We start from the raw sequence: 16,904 nt of genomic DNA, 5'->3' as shown, positions 1-16,904 counted from the left end.
CTTTTCAAGGGCATTATTCTTTTAGAAAAAAATATACAATACTAATTAATCATTATCCTTAACCTTAATTTCTTCTAAGGCCTTTTTTTCTTTTTTAGTTTTCTCTTTCTGTTTTTTGATTTTTTCGTCAAGCTCATCTAGTTTTTTCTCCGCTCTATGAACTTTTTCTTCTTTTTCTTTAGCCTCTTCTTCGGTAATTGCTTTTTCTTTTTTTTGTTTTTCTAAGCGCTCTTTAGCTTTTCTTATACGTTCCCTACCCTCGTCAAGTGTTCTTTCACTACTTTTAATGCGTTTTTCCTTTTCCTCTATTTTTTCTTGAGCTTCTTGAGATCTTAGTTTTCCAAACTCTTTACCGCTCAGATTGTATTTATTTCTTCCGTATGCATTGCCATCGCCTTTAAATTCTTTTGTCTCTTTAATTTCTTTCTTAACCTTTTCTGTTTTCTGCTCTTTTATCTTTTTTTCGCCTTCGCTAATTACCTTTTCCTTGCCTTCTTTTACTTTTTCCTTTCCGTTTTGTTTAACCTCTTTTGAGTTCTTTTTCTGAACTTGTTCCAATTTCTTTTCTTTACTTTTTCCTTGAGCATAAATTTGAGGTGTACCTATAAAGTTCAACAATAGGAATAATAAGAATAATAGTTTTATAGTTTTCATAATGAGTGTTTTTAAATACTGTCAATTTCTTTAAGGTTTTCTTCAATCTCTTGAGTGAAATCTTTTAGTTCTTCAATTTCCTTTGTAACTGTTTGCTTTAAAGAATCAATTTTCTGAATAGTCTGTTCCATTTTCTTTTCTTCTTCTTTCTTTTTATCTGTACAAGAGAAGAATAATAGGAATGCTATTCCAAGTATAAACGCTGTTTTCATAAATAAATTTTAAGTTAGTATTGACTTTATGACCCTGAAAGATTGAATAAGTCACATGATATTTTATTTGTTTGTAATATAGTTTTCTTTGAAATGAATTATCTCTATCCCGTCATCAATTAATTTACCAACTTCGGGTCTAAGGTGTTTTACATTATCTAAATGAGTTAAGGCTTTTTTACATAATTCAGTTTCGCTTCCAATATAAGCTAATTCATAAATTTCTAGAGATAATAACCAATCGTTAGGGTGGTTTTCAATCAGTTCTTCTATGACTTTAGTTCTTGAGATAGTTCTGTTTTTACCACTTCTGAAATCTCTAATTTGTTGATATAGTACTTCCAATCTTAAACGTTCTTCAGATTTTTCAATTTGAATGGTTTTTTCAGAAGGAACATGGGTAATCAAATTAAAGCTGTTTAAATCTGCTGGACCAGAAAAGGCTGAAATGATTTCTTTACCAACGACCATATTATAAATACCCCATTCGGGTTTAAACAAAATATTATCATTGTGAGTAACGGTGCAATCTTTAAAGCTGATTAAAATTATTTTTCCTTGCAGGTTTCGCTTTCCAGTAATAATTTCACCAGAAACTTTAATGCCACATTCAAATTCAAGAGTTACCGTTTTTTCTTCATAAATATTGTAAGCTGCTAAATCTCTAGGACTCATGTCTTCAATGGCGATATTAATACCTTTTAGTTTTCCAATAGGAGACCCAAATCCTTTATAATGTGTTTCAATACCATGACCAACTAATTCTTTTTCTCTATAAGCTAGGGCTGTTTTACCTTTAGTTTGAATGTAAACTGGTTTATTGTTCTTTTCAATGACATCTGTAAAAACACCCGATATTTGTAAACCAGTACTTAATTCAATAGAACCTAAAGCTTTTGATTTAATGAGTTTTTTTACACCAGAGAGACCGCCTGTTCTTAATGCCATAGTGTTAGCAAATTCTTCTAACACCAAACTTAAATGAGCAAAATCTGGGGTAACATAAAGTTGAGGTTGTGGTTTTGTGATATCAAAATTTTGGTAAGTAGCTTGAATGGTATACGGTAATTTTTTTACGGCATCAGTAAGACACCATTCACTTTCGCCAATAGATGACAAGAGACCTGCGCCATAAATTTTAGGGTTTTCAACAGTACCTATAAGTCCGTATTCAACGGTCCACCAATGTAAGTTTCTAATAAGTGCCATTTCACTGGGTTCTCCCATATTTTGTTGTAATTCTTCAATATGTTTTTCGGCAAGAGTGATTTCCTTTTCTGGTGTATTTATCGCTTCTTTAATAATTGATAAATGCCTAACAGCTTCATATAATTCGTAATCTTTAGCAGATGAAATTGCTTTGCACCCAATCTCTCCAAAGCGTCTTAAATATTCTGCATATTCTGGGTTTGCTATAATGGGCGCATGTCCTGCTCCCTCGTGAATAATATCTGGAGCAGGTGTATACTCTATGTGTTCTAATTGACGAATATCACTAGCAATAACGAGCACATTGTAAGCCTGAAATTCCATAAACGCATTTGGTGGAATAAAACCATCTACTGCAACTGCTGCCCATCCTATATCCTTTAAAATACGGTTCATACCGTACATGTTTGGAATGCTATCAACAGAAATCCCTGTTTTTTTTAAACCGTCTAAATACGATTTATGGGCAACTTTACTTAAATAGTTTACATTTTTACGCATCACGTAGCGCCAAACAGCTTGGTCAACAGCAGAATAATCCGCATAGTTTTGAGGTTTGATAAACTGTTTTAAATGCTTAGGTAGCTTATTTAAAATAGGGTTTGTTTCTATTGAATTTTTCATGATACCCTTTAAAATCTTTATTCTACTAAAAATACAAAATTCTTATAAAACCCAACATATTTATAGCTAGTGCTATTCTTAGAAATCAGTTATTTAATATATGTAATATGTGTTGTTATAAAGTCAAAATAATTAATGTTTAGACTGGAGTTACTTATTGCTATGCTAGGTTTAGTTTTCTTCATTTTCGGTAAATAAAATTAAGATGTTATGGAGTTGATACTCCAAAGTTACAGGGTGATGAACGTGATGAAGGTATTAAGTAAGTAATGTTTTAAGAGAAAAAATACTGAAAAGGTGAGGTTGAAATCCATTCCTAAAAAGATAAGCTAGGTGCGTGTGGATGTTATTTAGCTAATGTTATTGTTGATGGAATAGATATAAATCAATTGTTGGTTGATAATGGACATGCAAAACTAAATTTCCCTTAAAACAAAAAGCAGCTAAAAGCTGCTTTTCTTATTCTTATTGTTGAACGTCTGGAGGATATTTTTCAAAAATCTTAGAAACAAATTCTTTAATACGTTCTTCTTTCTTCTCCATATTTCTGCTTAAATAACCTGTTCCAACACCTTGCCACACCAATTCCTTTTTATTAGCATCAATTAAATCAATAAATAATGTGCCTTGAGTACTTGTTGATACCATAGGTTGATTCCAACCCCAGCCCCATCCAGGTCCCCAAAAACCAGGTCCCCAACCAGCTCCCCAGCCCCATCCGCCCCAACCCCAGGCGTTATTATAAACATCAACACGTTGGTTGGATTTGGTAAAAATGCTTACCAATAAATCAGGTTTTTCAGATTTTATATATCCTTTAGCTAACATATTAGCTTCAATAGCCCTTAAAATCCTACGTTTATCTAAGTCGCTTATTTCTGCTTTATCAATACCAGTTTTAAAAAAAGCAAAGGTTTTATACGTGTCAAAATTGACGTTTTTATCATAATCTGCTGCAACTCTCACAGAGCTACATGATGAAACTACCAACAGAACGATAAGTAGTGAAATGGTTCTTAATAATGTCTTCATAATGCAATTTTTTTAATGATTATAGTAAATTTAATAAACTAATGTTAACTGCGCTAGGTTATATAAGCAGTTTTAAATTGCTTTTCGGTTTGTTAAATAACATCAATAATCATACCAACTAGTTAGTTGTTTTTTTTTGCAGAATTAGTTTTAGGATTGTAACCATAAGGACAATGTCTACAATTGCTTTCGCAACAGTAACCACGTTTTAAGTGGTATTGCTCTGTAAAGCATTTATAGCCTTCGGGGGTTAAGTAGTAGTCTCCTTCCTCTATAGGGATTATTTTTTTCATGATTACAAAGATAGTTTAATTAGTAAAAAGTATCTTCGCATTGATGAATTTTAGAGTTGAAAATAGCGTAAATCAACCTGTAATATTACCTAAAAATTGGGGTGTAGAATTATATGTAAAACGCGAGGATAAAATTCATCCGTTTGTTTCTGGTAACAAGTATAGAAAGTTGAAATATAACCTTTTAGAAGCACAATCTAGGGGGTGTGATACACTTTTAACTTTTGGAGGTGCTTTTTCAAATCATATTGCGGCGGTTGCTTATGCAGGTAAAGTATTTGGTTTTAAAACTATTGGTATTATCAGAGGAGAGGAACTGAAAGGTAAGGTGAATGATAATGAAACGCTTAGTTTTGCTAAATTTAATGGTATGCAATTTGAGTTTATTTCTAGAGATCTGTATCGAAATAAAACAAGTGCTGGTTTTCAGAAGCATTTAAATGAGTTTTTTGGGAATTTTTATTTAGTGCCTGAAGGTGGAACCAATTATTTGGCGGTAAAAGGTTGTGAAGAAATACTAAGCAAAGCCGACAAGGAATTTGATTACGTTTGTTCTGCTGTTGGCACGGGAGGGACTATTTCAGGTCTTATAAATTGTTCAAAACCTAGTCAACAAGTTTTAGGATTTCCGGCTTTAAAAGGCAGCTTTTTAAAAGAAGATATTAGTAAATTTGTTACCAAGACCAATTGGAATTTAATTACCGATTATCATTTTGGTGGTTATGCCAAAATAAACGAAGAATTGATTACGTTTATTAATAAATTCAAAGCAGATAACGCAATTTCTCTAGACCCTATTTATACTGGAAAAATGCTATTCGGAATTTATGATTTGATAAAAAAAGGATTTTTTAAAAAAGGGACAAAAATTTTAGCTATTCATACAGGAGGGTTACAAGGGGTTGGTGGAATGAATTCGGTTTTAAAAAAGAAAGGATTACCAATAATTGAATAAATGAAAAAATTACTGTTAATAATATGTTTAATGAGTTTTATGTTTAGTTGTAAAACCAGAAAAAGGATTGTTGATAAACCAGAAATAACAAAAACTGAAACTATTGTAAAAACAGAAGAAACTCCAATACCTAACGTAACTTTAAAAAAAGTTTATGCTAATGATACAGAGCGTTATATTGATGCCTACAGAGCTATAGCGCAACATGAAATGCAATTGTATAATATACCCGCAAGTATTACCTTGGCTCAAGGTATACTAGAGTCTGGTTCAGGTAATGGTAGGTTGTCAGTGAAAGCTAATAACCATTTTGGTATTAAATGTCACGATTGGATAGGGGCTCGAATTTATCATGATGACGATAAAAAAGGTGAATGTTTTAGGAAGTATAAAGATGCCAAATACTCATTTAGAGACCACTCACTATTCCTAAAAGATAGAAAACGATATGCAGGTCTATTTGAGCTAAAGCAAAGTGATTATAAAGCCTGGGCCAAAGGATTAAAGGCTGCAGGGTATGCAACAGACCGAAAGTATCCGCAAAAATTAATTTCCTTAATTGAACGCTACCAATTGTATAAATATGATAAGGAGGTTTTGGGAGATAAATATCAAAATATTGAAGAAGCTGTTTTGCCAGAAACCTATGTAGTGGTAAAAGGAGATACAATGTACTCTATTTCAAAAAAATACAATCTAACAGTAAAAGAACTTCAAAATATAAATGGTTTAACTGATACAGCGCTTAGTATTGGCCAGATATTACAAGTAGAGCCATCAAACAATTAACTAATGATTTATAAGAGAAGTAGTGCTTTATTTTCCGAAGCAGAAAAAGTAATTCCGGGTGGCGTAAACTCGCCGGTAAGAGCCTTTAAAGGTGTAGGAGGAACTCCTATTTTTGTAAAAGAAGCCAAAGGGGCTTATTTATATGATGAAGACGGAAATCGCCTGATTGATTATATAAACTCATGGGGTCCCATGATTTTAGGGCATGCGCACAAGCCCGTAGTTGATGCGGTTATTGAAAAAGCACAGAAAGGGACTTCGTTTGGAATGCCCACCGAGATTGAAACTAAAATAGCTGAGTTAGCTGTTTCTATGGTGCCTAATATTGATAAGATTAGATTTGTTAACTCGGGAACCGAAGCTTGTATGAGTGCTGTTAGATTGGCTAGAGGCTTTACAGGAAAAGACAAGGTTATAAAATTTGCGGGTTGTTATCATGGGCATAGTGATTCGTTTTTAATTCAGGCGGGAAGTGGAGCTAGTACTTTTGGAACACCAAATAGCCCCGGAGTTACTCAAGGTACGGCTAAAGACACCTTACTGGCCAACTATAACGATATTGACAATGTACAGACACTTATAAAGGCTAATAAAAATGAAATTGCATGTATTATTATTGAGCCAGTTGCTGGTAATATGGGGTGTATTCCTCCAAAAGAAGGATTTTTAGAAAGCCTGAGAGAAGTTTGTGATGCTAATGATATTTTGTTGATTTTTGATGAGGTCATGACAGGTTTCAGGTTATCTAAAGGAGGTGCACAAGAATTATACAGAATTAAAGCAGATATTGTTTGTTTTGGAAAAGTAATTGGTGGTGGTTTACCTGTAGGCGCTTTTGCTTCAAGAAATGAAATCATGAACCATTTGGCGCCATTAGGTCCCGTATATCAAGCTGGTACTTTAAGTGGGAATCCGTTAGCTATGGCTGCTGGTTTAGCAATGTTAAATGAACTAAATAATGATAGCGGTATTTTTATGAGGTTGGAAGATAAAACTGCATATCTTCACAACGGGATTAGTAGCGTTTTAAAAGCCAATAAAATTGTGCATACCATTAATAGAGTAGGTTCCATGATTTCTGTTCATTTTGATGAAGGCGCAGTTACTAATTTTGATACGGCAGCTAAAGGAAACAATGACACTTTTAAAAAGTTTTTTCATGGACTGTTAAACGAAGGTGTTTATATTGCGCCAAGTGCTTTTGAAACATGGTTTATTACAGATGCTTTAACATATCAAGATTTAGATTTTACTATTGAAGCTATAGATAAAGTAGCTAAAACGTTATAAAGAAAAAAGGCAATTCAATATTCTGAATTGCCTTTTTCATTTTCAAACTATAATCAATCAACAAACTAAAACTCTATTCTTTTTTCTTTTGGTGCATTCTTTTGTTGTCTTGCATTTTTCTTTTTTCTTTGCCTTTATGTGCCATGCGTGCTTGCATTTTTTCCCATTTAGCAAATTGCTCTTCACTTAAAATCTCTTTCATTTTAGATTTCATTGCAATTTGATGATCTAATCTAGCGTTCGCCATTTTAAGGCGTTCTTCTTTTGTTGGCTTTTGCAATTCTCCTTTTTCTCTTTTTGCCTTCATTTCTTCCATTTTCGCTTTACGAGCCTCAGCATTGGCTAAAAGTAGTTTTTGTACTTCAGCTTGCTGTTTTTCGTTTAAATCTAAATGTAAAGTCAACCTTTTGGTTTGCATTGTAGCAGCTTCTTCAGGTGAGAGGTTCTGCATTTTATGCATTCTTTCTTTATTGCCTTCGCCTTTTTTTTGTTGTGCAAACGCTTGAACAGTCATTAGCGTAATTGCAATTAAAACTAGTTTTTTCATTCTTTTAATGTTTAAGTCTTTAAGGATTTTAATTGCCCTTTTGACTTAGTCAAGTTAAAAAGGTTTAATGAATAATTAATTTTAACTATAAATTAACAAATGAGCCATTAACGACAAATGAAGTTTATACCTAGAAAAACTACTTTAAAATTGGGACTTTTAATTGAATGCCTGTTTGAAAATCAGGAGCGTTATGAACCTCTAAATCTTGTTTTATGAAAAGTGAAATTTTGTATTTAGAATGATTGTAAGTATAGATTAATGACCAAGTAGAAAGGTTGTTGTATAGTGTTCTAACACCATGATGCCAACCGCCATTAATTTCTTGCCATTTACCTTTTAAATGGTAATAATTAGCTTCCTCTTTTTTATTATAGCTTGTTTGTATTTGAAAATTTATTCCTAGTGCATTATAATTGCCCCTTTTTGTAGATTTAGAGAGTTCTAAATTGCTTTCAAATGTTCCTAAATACTTGTTGTTTCCTAAATCAATGGTGTCATCACTAAACGTAAGGAGGTTTTTTCGAAGAATATTAGCACCCACTCCAAAGTTGAATTGAAACTGATTTTTAAACGGAATGTGTTTTACAGCATTTGCAGATAACCCAAAATCAACAGATGGATTAAAAGTAGAGGTGTTTATTCCTAAATGGCTCCCAAAATTAATGTAGATATTCCTGTTTTTGCTTATTGACCAGGAAGGGTAATAGTAATGAGAAAATTCAATACCTCCTATAAAAAAGTCATTATTATTAAGCTTTAAAGTATGTCCGTTTCGGTCTAAATATTCAAAATTTACTTGGTTTAAGCCATAATAGCGCCTTCCGTAAGGGTCTTCACCACCTGCAATGTTACTGTGAAACCACTCAATAGATTCATCACTTGTAAAAACCGAAAATGGATGCTTCCCTTTTGTAATGAGATAAGAGCGTAGTGTAATGGTAAATTCCTGATTGTTATTAATAGGAATATTGAGACTGGCTCTAAACTCCTTTATAACAGCATCAATAACAATATTCATATACTCTGCAGGAGTTGTTTCTTGGTCTATGAAATTAAAAGGGCGCAAGTACCATATGGTTTCACTAAATTGTTTTCTAATGTCTGTATTTTCAGGAAAATAGCCCTCAACAAAAGGATGAAATAAGTTTCCGCTGGTGTAATTAAATGAAAGCGACTTGTCTTTAGCGGATCTGAGTTTAAAGTTAGTGTTAAGCCTAGAGCTAAAAATACCAAAGTGATGAATGCTTAAAAGAGAAGGATTCTCAATGCCATTTTTAATAGCCAAACTATCTGGTGTTTGTCCAAGCATTAAAAATACGCAGGTTAGGTTAAGAATTAGGGTAGCCTTTTTAAACATTGGGCAAAAGTACATGAATTTTTTCTTTTGAGCCTTTTTTAGTTTAGCTTAGAGTGGTTGATAAATAACCTTAAAAACTAGTTGTCTTTTATGACATCTAAAGTGGTTTTATAAATGGGCGTTTTTGTCATTTTACTCTTTAACCAAGCGTAAAAACTCATTACAAAAATATCTTCTCGTTTAGCATTGGTCCATTCAAATGAATTTTTAACGGTGTTCTTAAATGATTCTGTAGTCACCTCTTCCGGATTATTATATAAGCGCTTTACCAAATCTATAAATACATTATAAACAATATGTCTGTTAAAGACTATGTAAACACAGAAGTTGATTAGAGATAGTTACTAATTTTTAAATTGAAAAGTTTTCTCTTAATGAAATTATAAAATTATGTATAATCTGTTAAACCTTTCTAAACAAGTTATGTAGAATGACTTTTTTATTGTCAATTTGTGGTATAGTTTAATTTTCATTAAAAAGAAATTAGATTTAACATTATATTTAGTTAAGTTATTAGTTAGTTTTACGAACAAACCCAGTCATACTTATGACCGGGTTTTTGTTTTTTTAAATTCAGATTATAAAACAACTTTTACCAACAGACCTTCATCAGTTTTTTCAACTTTTGCATGACTGTTTTTGGTAAGCTCTTTAATAGATTTATCCCATTTTTTATTTGATAATCCTGACTGTGTTTTCAGTTCAGAAAGCCCTATGGCTTCGGATTTTTTTAAGATATCAAAAATGGCTTTAGCGTCATCGCTTAAAGCTACAGGCTTTTTCTCAGGTTTCATTTGCGGAAAGAACAATACTTCTTGAATAGATTGGTTATTGGTTAAAAACATAATTAATCTATCCATTCCAATTCCCATGCCCGATGTTGGTGGCATTCCATATTCTAAGGCTCTTAAAAAATCAAAATCTATAAACTCAGTGGCTTCGTCATCACCTTTTTCTGCTAGTTTTAATTGGTGTTCAAAACGCTCACGTTGGTCAATGGGGTCGTTCAACTCAGAATAAGCGTTAGCTATTTCTTTTCCACAAACCATTAATTCAAAACGCTCTGTTAATTCAGGATTGTCCCTGTGTTCTTTACATAACGGGCTCATCTCTTTTGGGTAGTCTGTAATGAAAGTTGGTTGGATGTAATTGCCTTCGCATTTTTCACCAAATATTTCATCAATTAGCTTTCCTTTACCCATGGAGGCGTCTACTTCAATACCTAAATCTATAGCGGCTTGTCTTATGTCATCTTCAGTCTTTCCTGTTATATCAAAACCTGTAAAATGTTTGATAGCGTCCGCCATGGTTACGCGGGCATACGGTGCTTTAAAATCAACTTCATGTTCACCAAAAGTAGCTTTAGTTGTTCCGTTCACAGCTAAGGCACAATGCTCTAACAAACGCTCACAGAAGTCCATCATCCAATTATAGTCCTTATATGACACGTAAATTTCCATAGCCGTAAACTCTGGATTATGAGTTCTATCCATGCCTTCATTTCTGAAATTTTTAGAAAACTCATAAACACCATCAAAACCTCCAACAATGAGTCTTTTTAAGTACAATTCATTGGCAATTCTCATATATAGAGGAATATCCAAAGTATTGTGGTGTGTAATAAAAGGTCTTGCAGCAGCCCCACCCGGGATAGGTTGTAATACTGGAGTTTCTACCTCAAAATATCCAGCATCGTTAAAAAACTGACGCATGGCATTAAACAGTTTAGTGCGTTTTATGAAAACCTGTTTTACATTAGGATTTACCACCAAATCAGCATAACGTTGTCTATACCGCTGTTCAGGATCTGTAAAAGCATCGTATACAACCCCATCTTTTTCCTTTGGTAACGGAAGCGGTTTTAAAGCTTTGCTAAGTAAGGTAAAATCCTTAACCTTAACCGTTTTTTCACCAACCTGAGTAACAAATAGTTCGCCTTCAATTCCAATAAAATCACCAAAATCAATCAGCTTTTTAAATAAGTCATTATATTTTGTCTTGTCTTCTCCAGGGCAAATTTCATCTCTGTTAAAGTACACTTGTATTTTTCCTTCACTATCTTGCAACTGCGCAAAACTGGCTTTTCCTTGTACTTTAATCATCATCAATCTACCAGCAATAATCACTTGTTTACCTTCTTCAAACTGTTCTTTTATTTGTTTTGAAGTATGATTTACCGGATATAAATCTGCAGGATATGGATTAATTCCCAATTCACGTAATTTTCCTAACTTTTCTCTTCTTACAAGCTCTTGCTCTGATAATTGCGACATCTTAAATGCTATATAAAATTTTAAAGACCACAAATATAAACATTTGATTTACGATTATTGATGATACAATTGCGATTTTTTTTCTTGTATTTAAAATACAGAAGTGTCTTAATGCGCTGTTTACGAGAAAGTTGTGTCAGTGGTTAATAAGTGCCAGTGCATGTGTAAATTAAATGTAACAAAATGGAAGGAGTAACGTCAAACTTATACATCAATCAATAAATCACTAATTGCATGGGTTTTTGGAGAGTTTTATTGTCTATTATATGTCCGCCATTAGCTGTGTTAGATAAGGGGTGCGGCTCTATTCTTATTGTTTTTCTTTTATGGTTATGCGGTTGGGTACCAGGAGTTATTGCAGCCTTGGTAATACTTAATAATCCTAGATAGATAAACATAAAAAATATTGTAATTTTGCAGGTTATGAATAAGCAAGTAAAACTGCAAGATTTGGGCTTTAGGGACTACAAAGATACTTGGGATTACCAAGAGGAGTTGTTTAAGGGTATTGTAGAAACTAAAGTAACAAGTAGGAGAGAAGAAACTAATTTACAAACTAATAATTACTTTTTGTTTGTAGAGCATCCGCATGTATACACTCTAGGTAAAAGTGGTGATTTGTCTAACCTACTCTTAAACGAAACTCAACTAGAAGAAAAAGGGGCAACCTTTTATAAAATTAATCGTGGTGGGGATATTACATACCATGGACCTGGTCAAATCGTAGGATATCCTATTTTAGATTTAGAGAACTTTTTTACTGATATTCATAAGTACCTCAGGTTACTGGAGGAAATGATTATTTTAACCCTAGCTGAGTATGGATTAAAGGCCGAACGAAGCTCTGGAGAAACCGGAGTTTGGTTAGATGTAGGAACACCATTTGCTCGCAAAATTTGTGCTATGGGTGTGCGTGCTAGTCGTTGGGTTACTATGCATGGGTTTGCTCTAAACGTTAACGCCAATTTAGGGTATTTTGACAATATTATTCCCTGTGGAATACGTGGTAAAGCAGTTACTTCATTAAATGTAGAACTTGGTAAGAAAACCGTTGATGAATCTGAGGTTAAAGAAAAACTAATGAAGCATTTTTCTAAGCTTTTTGAGGCTGAATTTGTTTAAGTATTTGTTTGTTTTGAGATATCTTTTTAATATCGGATGTTTTTTGAGATTTTAGCACTAAATATTTTAAGGCAGGCAACCTTTTTATTCTCTGTATAAAAAGTACTTGTTAACGAGCTCGATGTATTTGTGTTTAGCCTCCAATTCAGAAATATTTCTGGCTTGAAAAAGGGCATTGGTTTTAAAAGCATTTATCAAGGCTTCCCTGCTTCGTGGTCTGCCATAATCATTTGTGGCTCTCTTATAGTAAGCGTATAATTTTAGTAATGTATCTGCAGGAAAAGGTTCTTTGTGTTTATTAACCCTAGCAACAGCCTCTTGAAATTTTTTATTTAATTCTTTGTTGCTCATTACATCTCTGCAATAACTGTTTCTCCACCGCGCACTTTTTGATTTAGTGCTACTTTTATGTTGGTATCTAATGGTAAAAATAAATCTACTCTAGAGCCAAATTTAATAAAACCAGCATCAGCGCCTTGTTCGGCTTTATGGTTCTGTTTAGCATAGTTTACAATACGTTTAGCTAAGGCACCAGCTATTTGTCTGTAAAGTACTTTCCCGAAGGTTTCGTTTTCAACAACTATTGTAGTGCGTTCATTTTCTTCACTTGCCTTAGGATGCCATGCTACTAAATATTTACCTGGGTGATATTTGCTAAAAATAACATTACCACTAATGGGGTACCTGGTAACATGCACATTAAGTGGAGACATAAATACACTTACTTGCAAACGTTTTTCTTTAAAATACTCCTTTTCAAAAACTTCTTCAATAACAACAATTTTCCCATCTACTGGGGCAATAACTTGTTTGTTATTAGCAACCGTATGTCTTTTGGGGTTTCTAAAAAATTGAAGAATTAAGATAAATAGAGTAAATAAAGTTACTAGTACTATTGTTCTCAACCAATATGTTGTAATAAAATTATCAACCAACAAAAAGGAAGCTACTACAATAATAAGTGTTATGAAAATAATTTTATGACCTTCTTTATGAAACATAATTTAGTAATCTTAAAAATGAATATACGAATGGCGCTGCAAAAATAATACTATCTAGTCTATCTAATAAACCACCATGACCTGGCATAATAACACCACTATCTTTTACTTCAGCTTGTCTTTTAAATTTAGATTCTATTAAATCTCCTAAAGTACCAAACACACTAATTATAATGCTTAAAATTAGCCAATTATTAAAATCAAGTGTTTCTGTAAAGGTAGCAATAAAATAGCTTGCAACAGAGGCAAAAAATAAACCGCCAAGGAAACCTTCAACCGTTTTTTTAGGTGATATTTTAGGAAAAAGCTTTTGTTTACCAAAGTTTTTACCAACTAAATACGCAAAGGAATCATTTACCCAAATAAGTATAAAAGATCCTAAAAGAATATTAGAGTTAAAGACGTTTTGAAAGTTAGCTATTAATATTAGGAAAACAAATGCACTGGATAAATAAAAAGTTGTTAAAATGAATCTTTTTGAGGCAAATAGCGGAATGGTTTTTTCTGAAAACAAGTCCTTAATTAAAAATAGTTGAACAAAAATAGTAATTACCATGAGTATTTGGGTAGCTTCATCTAAACCAAAAGGTGTGTTAAGAACTAGTTTCCAGTAAACAAATACAAAGTAAATAATCACAAAGATTATATAAGGTACAATACTTTTTAATTGAATAAGTTTTTTAAACTCTGCTAAACAAATAAGTCCAAAAACAAAAAAGAGTACAATTAAGGCATGCTCGTTTTGTAAACAACCTATGAGTAATAATATATATAGTAGGCCTGAAAAACCTCTGATTAGTGCTTCCTTCATTATTCTATAAATCTTCTAGAAGTAGTAGATAAAGATTTTTTGCGCTACTGCCATAACTCAAAAAGTCTTTTTCATCACCAGATTTAAAATGCTTTATGGTTGTAATATTTGTTGGAATTCTTTGTTTGTTTTTGGACTTTATACCTCGAAGTCCTTCACCAATGTTCTCAACAATTTGACTAGTGGTTGCAAATACAATAAAGTTGAAAGGAAGCTCTGTTAGTTTTTTCTCGAAAATTTGCTTTGAAGATATAAGAAGTGATCCATCATTAGCAATCAAATTTTCGCAAGTAGTTAAGAAAAATGTAGAATCGCTAATTCTGAGAGTGGGGTCTAAATTTGAGTTTTTGAATTTGTCTTTTAAGTTTTCGTCTAGCAAAAGCACTTTTTTGTCATGCCATTTGTTTTCTTCAATAATATTCTCAAGGTTTTCAAAAACTTCGTTTAGGTCTTCGCAATAGAGAAATTTACCACCATTAGCTTTAAAATTTATTGTAAATCTTTCGTCTATTGGTAGTTTAATTTCTGGCATGTATTTGCCTCTTTCATCAGATTTTAATTCCTCTCCAGAGTGTTTAGATTTGGAACCAAAAATTTTTCTAAAAAGACTCATTTAGTGACTGCTATTACCCAATTCTTAATGTTTATAACCAAAGATAAAAAATCTTAAACTAACCTTAAGGTTAATTTAAGATTTTTACCAAAAGCTTTATAAAATATTGTGCTTAAGCTTATTTTTTTAACTTTATTCTTCTTCTTGGGTAGAATCTTCTGTTTTCGTTTCTTTTTCTGCTTCTTTGGTGTCTGCTTCTTTTTCGAAAGCACGTTTTCCAAAAATACGCTCTAAGTTATCTTTAAATATAACTTCTTTTACAAGGAGTTCCTCTGCAAGCTCTACAAGCTTATCCTTATTGTCTTCTAAAAGTTTAACAGCTCTTTGGTATTGATTTTCAATAATATTAGAGATTTCCTTGTCAATCAATTCTGCAGTTTCTTCACTATATGGCTTTGTGAAACCATACTCACTTTGACCTGAAGAATCATAATAAGTTAAATTTCCAATTTTGTCACTCAAGCCGTAAATGGTAACCATAGCTCTTGCTTGTTTGGTGACTTTTTCTAAGTCACTTAGAGCACCAGTAGATATTTTTCCAAAAATAACTTGTTCTGCGGCTCTACCTCCTAAAGCCGCACACATTTCGTCAAGCATTTGCTCTGGACGAACAATAAGGCGTTCTTCAGGCAAGTACCAAGCAGCTCCAAGTGAGCGTCCTCTGGGTACGATAGTAACTTTAACCAATGGAGCAGCATGTTCTACCATCCAACTTACTGTGGCATGACCTGCTTCGTGGTAGGCGACGGCTTTTTTTTCAGCTGGAGTTATTATCTTATTTTTCTTTTCTAATCCACCAATAATTCTATCAACTGCATCAAGGAAGTCCTGTTTGTCAACTTCTTTTTTGCCATTTCTGGCAGCAATTAAGGCCGCTTCATTACAAACATTGGCAATATCAGCTCCAGAGAATCCAGGAGTCTGTTTAGATAGGAAATCAGTATCTAAGTCTTTAGCTTTTTTAAGCGGTCTTAAGTGTACCTCAAAAATTTCTTTACGCTCGCGTAAATCAGGTAAATCAACATAAATTTGTCTATCAAACCTACCAGCACGCATCAACGCTTTGTCTAGGATATCGGCTCTGTTAGTTGCTGCTAATACAATAACGTTTGTATTTGTGCCAAAGCCATCCATTTCTGTAAGCAATTGATTTAAAGTGTTTTCTCGTTCATCGTTGCTTCCAGACATAGCATTTTTTCCTCTAGATCTACCTATGGCATCAATCTCATCAATAAAAATAATAGAGGGTGATTTTTCTTTGGCTTGTTTGAATAAATCTCGAACTCTCGAGGCCCCCACCCCAACAAACATTTCAACAAAATCTGAACCTGACAGAGAAAAGAAAGGCACTTTAGCTTCTCCAGCAACGGCCTTAGCCAATAAGGTTTTACCTGTTCCCGGAGGGCCAACCAGTAAAGCACCTTTAGGTATTTTTCCTCCTAGTGTAGTGTATTTTTCAGGGTATTTTAAGAAATCTACAATTTCTTGAACCTCTTCTTTAGCACCTTCTAAACCTGCTACATCTTTAAAGGATGTTTTTACCTCGGTATTTTGGTCAAAAAGTTTTGCTCTTGATTTTCCAATGTTGAAGATTTGCCCTCCAGCACCACCACCAGCACCACCAGACATTCTTCGCATTATAAAAATCCAAACCCCTATTAACAAAATAAACGGGAGGATGCCTATTAATAAATTTCCAAAAGTGTCAGTTTCTGTATCAAACTCAATAACTGGTTTGGTGTCTAAATCTTCAATGATTTCATTGAGTTTATTTTCGAAATTTTGAAGATCTCCAAATTCAAATTTATAATTAGGTAAGGCAGTCCCAGTAGGAATAAAAGGCTGTTGTTTTGAGTTTCTGTGCTCTTCTTTAGACTCAGCCTCATTGGTTAAATACACTCTAGCTACCCTTGTGTTTTTAACAATATCTATTTTTTCAACATCACCGTTGGCTAAAAATTTAAAAAAGTCTGAAGTGGTAGTTTTAGAACCCCCACTAGTATTATCACCACTAAATAAATGGAATCCTAAAAAAAGTGCAATTAGAATACCATAAATCCAAAAAGGGCTAAATTTTGGTTTTTTGTCTTTTATGTTTTTTTTATCGTTTGCCATCTAA

General features: G+C 33.0%; 19 protein-coding genes. 5 read left to right on the top strand and 14 right to left on the bottom strand.

Translation table 11 applies throughout. The features are described from left to right. Positions 1 to 45 precede the first annotated feature (45 nt). From E1J38_RS01005 to E1J38_RS15045, 5 genes are all read right to left on the bottom strand, one after another. Positions 46 to 654, bottom strand: a complete 609-nt coding sequence (locus E1J38_RS01005) for a hypothetical protein (protein WP_133354778.1) — start codon at positions 652 to 654, stop codon at positions 46 to 48. A gap of 11 nt (positions 655 to 665) precedes the next feature. Next, positions 666 to 866 carry a hypothetical protein gene (locus E1J38_RS01000; RefSeq protein ID WP_133354780.1) on the bottom strand — a complete coding sequence of 67 codons (201 nt, stop codon included), beginning with the start codon at positions 864 to 866 and terminating at the stop codon, positions 666 to 668. A gap of 63 nt (positions 867 to 929) precedes the next feature. Beyond that, complete coding sequence (locus tag E1J38_RS00995; RefSeq protein ID WP_133354782.1) at positions 930 to 2,699, bottom strand: aromatic amino acid hydroxylase; 1,770 nt, start codon at positions 2,697 to 2,699, stop codon at positions 930 to 932. Positions 2,700 to 3,164: 465 nt separating this feature from the next. Then, complete coding sequence (locus E1J38_RS00990; protein ID WP_133354784.1) at positions 3,165 to 3,731, bottom strand: DUF4136 domain-containing protein; 567 nt, start codon at positions 3,729 to 3,731, stop codon at positions 3,165 to 3,167. Between the two features lie 122 nt (positions 3,732 to 3,853). Beyond that, on the bottom strand, positions 3,854 to 4,024 hold the full coding sequence (locus E1J38_RS15045; protein ID WP_186525792.1) for a C1orf53 family protein: 171 nt from the start codon (positions 4,022 to 4,024) through the stop codon (positions 3,854 to 3,856). 43 nt (positions 4,025 to 4,067) lie between these two features. On the opposite strand from E1J38_RS15045, the gene E1J38_RS00985 reads away from it, so the two are divergent. The 3 genes from E1J38_RS00985 to hemL are packed head-to-tail and all read left to right on the top strand — an operon-like array spanning position 4,068 to position 7,058. Further along, the gene (locus tag E1J38_RS00985) at positions 4,068 to 4,979 is read left to right on the top strand and encodes a 1-aminocyclopropane-1-carboxylate deaminase/D-cysteine desulfhydrase (RefSeq protein ID WP_133354786.1); all 912 of its coding nucleotides are present in this window, start codon (positions 4,068 to 4,070) and stop codon (positions 4,977 to 4,979) included. Further along, complete coding sequence (locus tag E1J38_RS00980) at positions 4,980 to 5,768, top strand: glucosaminidase domain-containing protein (protein ID WP_133354788.1); 789 nt, start codon at positions 4,980 to 4,982, stop codon at positions 5,766 to 5,768. A gap of 3 nt (positions 5,769 to 5,771) precedes the next feature. Then, positions 5,772 to 7,058, top strand: a complete 1,287-nt coding sequence (gene hemL, locus E1J38_RS00975; RefSeq protein ID WP_133354790.1) for a glutamate-1-semialdehyde 2,1-aminomutase — start codon at positions 5,772 to 5,774, stop codon at positions 7,056 to 7,058. Between the two features lie 73 nt (positions 7,059 to 7,131). Here hemL and E1J38_RS00970 read toward each other — a convergent pair whose 3' ends face one another. The 4 genes from E1J38_RS00970 to lysS all read right to left on the bottom strand — a co-directional run bounded on the left by E1J38_RS00970 (position 7,132) and on the right by lysS (position 11,238). Beyond that, a complete protein-coding gene (locus E1J38_RS00970) occupies positions 7,132 to 7,605 on the bottom strand; it encodes a DUF4890 domain-containing protein (protein WP_133354792.1) in 474 nt (157 codons plus the stop codon). A 139-nt stretch (positions 7,606 to 7,744) separates the two neighbouring features. After that, positions 7,745 to 8,917: a hypothetical protein gene (locus E1J38_RS00965; RefSeq protein WP_133354794.1), complete on the bottom strand. Its 1,173-nt coding sequence runs from the start codon at positions 8,915 to 8,917 to the stop codon at positions 7,745 to 7,747. Between the two features lie 125 nt (positions 8,918 to 9,042). Further along, the gene (locus E1J38_RS00960; protein WP_133354796.1) at positions 9,043 to 9,237 is read right to left on the bottom strand and encodes a hypothetical protein; all 195 of its coding nucleotides are present in this window, start codon (positions 9,235 to 9,237) and stop codon (positions 9,043 to 9,045) included. 306 nt (positions 9,238 to 9,543) lie between these two features. Beyond that, positions 9,544 to 11,238, bottom strand: coding sequence for a lysine--tRNA ligase (gene lysS / locus E1J38_RS00955; protein WP_133354798.1), 1,695 nt, complete (start codon positions 11,236 to 11,238; stop codon positions 9,544 to 9,546). A gap of 234 nt (positions 11,239 to 11,472) precedes the next feature. Between lysS and E1J38_RS00950 the strand changes: the two genes are divergently transcribed. Next, entirely contained in the window at positions 11,473 to 11,628 is a 156-nt protein-coding gene (locus tag E1J38_RS00950) for a YqaE/Pmp3 family membrane protein (protein ID WP_133354800.1), read from the top strand. Between the two features lie 33 nt (positions 11,629 to 11,661). Then, positions 11,662 to 12,360: a lipoyl(octanoyl) transferase LipB gene (lipB, locus tag E1J38_RS00945; RefSeq protein ID WP_133354802.1), complete on the top strand. Its 699-nt coding sequence runs from the start codon at positions 11,662 to 11,664 to the stop codon at positions 12,358 to 12,360. 84 nt (positions 12,361 to 12,444) lie between these two features. Here the strand turns inward: lipB and E1J38_RS00940 are convergent, their stop codons facing one another. The 5 genes from E1J38_RS00940 to ftsH all read right to left on the bottom strand — a co-directional run bounded on the left by E1J38_RS00940 (position 12,445) and on the right by ftsH (position 16,900). Further along, entirely contained in the window at positions 12,445 to 12,711 is a 267-nt protein-coding gene (locus E1J38_RS00940) for an acyl-CoA-binding protein (protein ID WP_133354803.1), read from the bottom strand. Further along, complete coding sequence (locus tag E1J38_RS00935; protein ID WP_133354805.1) at positions 12,711 to 13,361, bottom strand: phosphatidylserine decarboxylase family protein; 651 nt, start codon at positions 13,359 to 13,361, stop codon at positions 12,711 to 12,713. Before E1J38_RS00935 ends, E1J38_RS00940 begins: the two co-directional genes overlap by 1 nt. Beyond that, positions 13,351 to 14,172 (bottom strand): phosphatidate cytidylyltransferase, encoded by an 822-nt coding sequence (locus E1J38_RS00930; RefSeq protein ID WP_133354807.1) that lies wholly within the window; start codon positions 14,170 to 14,172, stop codon positions 13,351 to 13,353. The genes E1J38_RS00935 and E1J38_RS00930 overlap by 11 nt, the downstream gene beginning before the upstream one ends. A gap of 4 nt (positions 14,173 to 14,176) precedes the next feature. Beyond that, positions 14,177 to 14,785 (bottom strand): LUD domain-containing protein, encoded by a 609-nt coding sequence (locus tag E1J38_RS00925; RefSeq protein WP_133354809.1) that lies wholly within the window; start codon positions 14,783 to 14,785, stop codon positions 14,177 to 14,179. Positions 14,786 to 14,917: 132 nt separating this feature from the next. Continuing rightward, entirely contained in the window at positions 14,918 to 16,900 is a 1,983-nt protein-coding gene (gene ftsH, locus E1J38_RS00920; protein WP_133354811.1) for an ATP-dependent zinc metalloprotease FtsH, read from the bottom strand. Positions 16,901 to 16,904: the final 4 nt, after the last annotated feature.

Source organism: Seonamhaeicola sediminis (genome assembly GCF_004358095.2).
GTDB lineage: Bacteria > Bacteroidota > Bacteroidia > Flavobacteriales > Flavobacteriaceae > Seonamhaeicola > Seonamhaeicola sediminis.
This window is presented reverse-complemented; position numbering and strand designations above follow the sequence as displayed.

Bases quoted from the DNA above. Each gene is read 5' to 3' on its own strand.
- lysS (WP_133354798.1), bottom strand. From the start codon at position 11,238: ATGTCGCAATTATCAGAGCAAGAGCTTGTAAGAAGAGAAAAGTTAGGA.
- E1J38_RS01000 (WP_133354780.1), bottom strand. From the start codon at position 866: ATGAAAACAGCGTTTATACTTGGAATAGCATTCCTATTATTCTTCTCT.
- hemL (WP_133354790.1), top strand. From the start codon at position 5,772: ATGATTTATAAGAGAAGTAGTGCTTTATTTTCCGAAGCAGAAAAAGTA.
- E1J38_RS15045 (WP_186525792.1), bottom strand. From the start codon at position 4,024: ATGAAAAAAATAATCCCTATAGAGGAAGGAGACTACTACTTAACCCCC.
- E1J38_RS00995 (WP_133354782.1), bottom strand. From the start codon at position 2,699: ATGAAAAATTCAATAGAAACAAACCCTATTTTAAATAAGCTACCTAAG.
- E1J38_RS00965 (WP_133354794.1), bottom strand. From the start codon at position 8,917: ATGCTTGGACAAACACCAGATAGTTTGGCTATTAAAAATGGCATTGAG.
- ftsH (WP_133354811.1), bottom strand. From the start codon at position 16,900: ATGGCAAACGATAAAAAAAACATAAAAGACAAAAAACCAAAATTTAGC.
- E1J38_RS00935 (WP_133354805.1), bottom strand. From the start codon at position 13,361: ATGTTTCATAAAGAAGGTCATAAAATTATTTTCATAACACTTATTATT.
- E1J38_RS00940 (WP_133354803.1), bottom strand. From the start codon at position 12,711: ATGAGCAACAAAGAATTAAATAAAAAATTTCAAGAGGCTGTTGCTAGG.
- lipB (WP_133354802.1), top strand. From the start codon at position 11,662: ATGAATAAGCAAGTAAAACTGCAAGATTTGGGCTTTAGGGACTACAAA.
- E1J38_RS00970 (WP_133354792.1), bottom strand. From the start codon at position 7,605: ATGAAAAAACTAGTTTTAATTGCAATTACGCTAATGACTGTTCAAGCG.
- E1J38_RS01005 (WP_133354778.1), bottom strand. From the start codon at position 654: ATGAAAACTATAAAACTATTATTCTTATTATTCCTATTGTTGAACTTT.
- E1J38_RS00950 (WP_133354800.1), top strand. From the start codon at position 11,473: ATGGGTTTTTGGAGAGTTTTATTGTCTATTATATGTCCGCCATTAGCT.
- E1J38_RS00930 (WP_133354807.1), bottom strand. From the start codon at position 14,172: ATGAAGGAAGCACTAATCAGAGGTTTTTCAGGCCTACTATATATATTA.
- E1J38_RS00980 (WP_133354788.1), top strand. From the start codon at position 4,980: ATGAAAAAATTACTGTTAATAATATGTTTAATGAGTTTTATGTTTAGT.
- E1J38_RS00925 (WP_133354809.1), bottom strand. From the start codon at position 14,785: ATGAGTCTTTTTAGAAAAATTTTTGGTTCCAAATCTAAACACTCTGGA.
- E1J38_RS00990 (WP_133354784.1), bottom strand. From the start codon at position 3,731: ATGAAGACATTATTAAGAACCATTTCACTACTTATCGTTCTGTTGGTA.
- E1J38_RS00985 (WP_133354786.1), top strand. From the start codon at position 4,068: ATGAATTTTAGAGTTGAAAATAGCGTAAATCAACCTGTAATATTACCT.